At 62.9% G+C, this 3,452-nt stretch carries 1 protein-coding gene; it reads right to left on the reverse strand.

The genetic code is table 11. The features are described 5' to 3' along the window. Window positions 1–310: 310 nt before the first annotated feature. Window positions 311–3,283, reverse strand: a complete 2,973-nt coding sequence (gene uvrA, locus R6U20_RS05015) for an excinuclease ABC subunit UvrA (RefSeq protein WP_410336770.1) — start codon at window positions 3,281–3,283, stop codon at window positions 311–313. Between the last annotated feature and the right edge of the window lie 169 nt (window positions 3,284–3,452).

Here is a 3,452-nt window from a genome sequence, read left to right on the forward strand (position 1 = left end):
GCCATGCGCCACTGGCTTCTGCACTGCATCCAACCGCCATTGCGATGTGCGGGGTTGGCGCATGCACTGAAGTCATCCTGAGATCCCTCGGCTGCATGCCGACTCCTGTCGGTATGCGCTCGGGATGACATTCTGTGAGAGGGCTGTGTCTATTCCTCCACTAAGTCACCTCGGATGGGGCTCCCCTTAAAAGGTCATCCCGGACGGAGCGAAGCGGAGATCCGGGATCCAGACCTTGCAGACGTGCAGCCGGTCTCAAATCAACGATGGGACTGCGCTTTACGCTTTCAGATGCACCACAGGCCGCAGGCTACGCCGCGCCCTCCTCCACAAACGCGTTCAGATCCATCACCACGGCGTCCTCACGCTGGGCGCGGGCAAGCTCTTCTCGGACGTAGTGCGCCGTGTACGTATCCGCCTGAGCCAATTCTTCGGGCGGCCCCTCGAACACAATCTCACCACCGCGCTGTCCGCCCTCCGGCCCCAAATCAATGATGTGGTCCGCTTGCTTCACCACGTCCATGTTGTGCTCAATGACGACGACCGTGTTGCCGTTGCCCACCAGCGCACGCAGCACGTTCAAGAGGTGACGGATGTCCTCGAAGTGCATGCCGGTCGTGGGCTCGTCCAAGATGTAGAGCGTGTCGCCCGTGCCCGGACGCGATAGCTCTTTCGAGAGCTTCACGCGCTGGGCCTCACCGCCGCTGAGTGTGGTGGACTGCTGGCCCAGCCGGATGTAGCCCAGGCCCACCGCTTCCAGCGTGCGCAGCTTGCGTTGGATGCGCGGCAGGTTCTCGAACAGATCGAGCGCCTCGGTCACCGTCAGATCCAGCACATCCGCCATGGAGTGGCCTTTGTAGCGCACCTCCAGTGTCTCTTCGTTGTAGCGCTGGCCGTTGCATTCATCGCACGTCACCTTCACGTCGGGCAGGAAGTTCATCTCCAGCGTCACCGTGCCTGTGCCGCCGCACTTCTTGCAGCGTCCGCCCTTCGTGTTGAAGGAGAAGCGGCTCTTCCCGTAGCCGCGGATTTCCGCTTCGGGCAGCTGCTGAAAGAGGTCGCGCAGGTAGTCCATCAACTTCGTGTAGGTCGCCGGATTCGAGCGCGGCGTGCGCCCAATCGGCTTCTGGTCGATCTCGATGACCTTGTCGATGTGGTCGATACCTTCAACGCGCTCGTACGACAGCGGCACCGTCTTCGCGTTGTGATGGTGCCGCGACAGAATCGGATACAGCGTCTGGTTGATGAGCGTGGACTTCCCCGAGCCCGACACGCCGGTAATGCACGTAAACGTACCCAGGGGGATGCGCAGCGGATCGCCCTTCAGATTGTGACCGGTCGCGCCCCGCAGGGTGAGCACATCGCCGGAGCCCGTGCGCCGCTCGCCAGGCACGCCAATCACCCGATCGCCGCGCAGATACGCTGCCGTCACGCTACCGGTGTACTCGCCGTTCACGACCACGTCATTGGTGCCAGACGTGCCATTGGAGGCGGTGCCGTTTTCGCTCGTATGCGTCAGCGTCTCGGGCGGACCCTCGGCCACCAGGTGTCCGCCTTTCTCGCCCGCGCCGGGACCCAGATCGACCACGTAGTCGGCAGCCTCGATCATCTCGCGGTCGTGCTCCACCACCAGCACCGAATTGCCCAGATCGCGCAGCGATTGCAGCGACCGGATGAGCCGCTCGTTGTCGCGCGGATGCAGTCCAATCGAGGGCTCGTCGAGCACGTAGAGCACCCCCGTAAGCTGCGTGCCCACCTGCGTGGCCAGACGGATGCGCTGGCTCTCGCCACCACTGAGCGAGCGGGCCGTGCGGTCGAGCGTGAGGTAGCCCACGCCCACATTCACCAGAAAGTCGAGCCGCTCCTCCACCTCCTTGATGATGGGCCGCGCAATCGTGCGCTGCTGCTCGCCGTCGAACGAAAGCGTGTTCACGACCCGACGCAGACGCTCCAGATCCATGTTCGCGAGGTCGCCAATCGTGTGCTCGCCAATCCGATACGAGCGCGCAATCTTGTTGAGGCGCGCCCCGCCGCAGGTCGGACACGTCGTCTCGCGCATGAACGACTCGGCCCAGCGCCGCTTCTTCGACGAGTCGGTGTTGTCGTAGGCGTGCTGCACATGGTCCATGAGTCCGCCATAGCGGTGCGTGTAGTTGACCGCGCGCCCCTTGTAGCGATACTTGATGTCGAACTGCTCCTCGCCTGCGCCATGCAAAATCACATCGCGCTGTTCGTCAGAGAGATCTGCAATGGGCGTGTCGAAGTCAAAGTCGTACGCCTCGGCCACCGCCTCCAGCTGACTGAAGATCCAGATGTCGCGCGGTTTGCCCAGCGGCACGAGTCCGCCCTCGGCGATGGTTTTCGAGGGATCGGGGATCATCAGGTCGGCGTCGAGTTTGCTGGTTACGCCGAGGCCATCGCAGTTTGGGCAGGCACCGTAGGGGGTGTTGAACGAGAAGAGATTCGGCGACGGCTCGTCGTACGAGAGTCCCGTTTCGGGATCCACCAGATGACGGCTAAAGAGATGATCGCCCGCATCCACATCGGCCTCTGCATCCCCCTGAATATCAACGACATGCGCGATGAGCGTGCCCCCGCCCATGTCGAGCGCGGTCTGCACGCTCTGACCCACGCGCGGACGAATGCCGTCTTTGACGACGAGGCGGTCGACTACCACCTCGATGTCGTGTGTTTCGTAGCGCTCCAGCTTCATGCCCTCCTCGTAGGTGCGCATGGAACCATCTACGCGGAAGCGCTCGAAGCCCTGGCTGGCGGTCTGCTCAAACAGCTCGCGGTAGTGCCCTTTGCGGCCCTTCACGACCGGTGCCAGGATCATGAGGCGCGTGCCTTTGGGGAAGCCCAGGATGCCATCGATGATTTCGTCATCGCTCTGCTTGCGCATCCGGTTGCCCGTCTCGTGCGAGTAGGCGGTGGCGGCGCGGGCGTAGAGCAGGCGCAGAAAGTCGTACACCTCGGTGACCGTGCCCACGGTAGAGCGCGGGTTGCCGCCCACGGTTTTCTGCTCGATGGAGATGACCAGCGAGAGCCCGTCGATGTGGTCCACGTCGGGGCGCTCCATCATCTCCAGGAACTGGCGCGCGTAGGCGCTCAGGCTCTCCATGTAGCGGCGCTGGCCCTCCGCATAGATCGTGTCGAAGGCGAGGCTCGACTTCCCCGACCCCGACAGGCCGGTAACGACCACAAGCTGGTTGCGCGGAATATCGACATCGACGCTTTGCAGATTGTTCTCGCGCGCGCCGCGAATGGTAATGTGTTGAGGCATGGGGAGTCAGGCAGATGCAGAGCAACGGATGCACAGCCGTATTACACCCAGCCCCCGGCAGCGCGTTTCTGCCGATGCGGTGCCCCCACCACACGTAACGCGGGTGTTGCGGATGAAGGGATCAGACCGAACACAAAAACCTGACAGGTCTTGGAGACCTGTCAGGTTT

Origin of the sequence: Longimonas sp., assembly GCF_046498435.1 — a bacterium.
GTDB lineage: Bacteria > Bacteroidota > Rhodothermia > Rhodothermales > Salinibacteraceae > Longimonas.

What these genes read in the sequence shown, in the direction of transcription:
- uvrA (WP_410336770.1), bottom strand. Translation starts at nt 3,283, where the DNA reads ATGCCTCAACACATTACCATTCGCGGCGCGCGCGAGAACAATCTGCAA.